Source organism: Roseomonas acroporae, from assembly GCF_023223525.1.
Lineage (GTDB): Bacteria > Pseudomonadota > Alphaproteobacteria > Acetobacterales > Acetobacteraceae > Roseomonas_E > Roseomonas_E acroporae.
Map to the genome: position 1 here is coordinate 1 of NZ_JALPRX010000188.1, position 492 is coordinate 492.

Annotated in this window: 1 protein-coding gene and 1 tRNA gene; one reads left to right on the forward strand and one right to left on the reverse strand. The window is 68.9% G+C overall.

The features are described from left to right. Positions 1–181: hypothetical protein (locus tag M0638_RS27675; protein WP_248670183.1), on the forward strand; the 181-nt coding region annotated here is incomplete at its 5' end. A gap of 153 nt (positions 182–334) precedes the next feature. On the opposite strand, the gene M0638_RS27680 is transcribed toward M0638_RS27675, so the two are convergent. Next, positions 335–409, reverse strand: a tRNA-Thr gene (locus tag M0638_RS27680). Positions 410–492: the final 83 nt, after the last annotated feature.

Here is a 492-nt window from a genome sequence, read left to right on the forward strand (position 1 = left end):
GTGTGTCCCCTCTCGCTTGGCGAGGTGGCGCCTGCCCGGGGTGCCACCCCAACCCCTGTCGGCGGCCGAGATCAGCCGGCGTGACGCCTATGAGGAACGGTCCGCGATCCTGGAATACGACGCCTGCCTGACGCGCGAGGAGGCGGAGCGGCTGGCGTGGGCGGAGATTGCCGCCGCCTGACAGGCGGAAAACCTTGGCCTTGATGTGTCGGGAGGCATTTGGGCCCGTCCAGGCCCGGGTGTGCCATTCGTAACCCACCAGCGGACCACACCGGGCAAAAGGGTCCGCTGGGGGTCCGCTGAAACTCGATGTCGCAACGGATTTCGAAAAAACTGGTGCCGGGTGAGGGGATCGAACCCCCGACCTTCGGTTTACAAAACCGCTGCACTACCGCTGTGCTAACCCGGCCCGCCCGGCGGGGCGGCGCAAGCGATAGCGCAGCGCGCCATGCCGCTCAACGGTCGCCGTCGCCGCTGCCGCCGCCGGGCCGG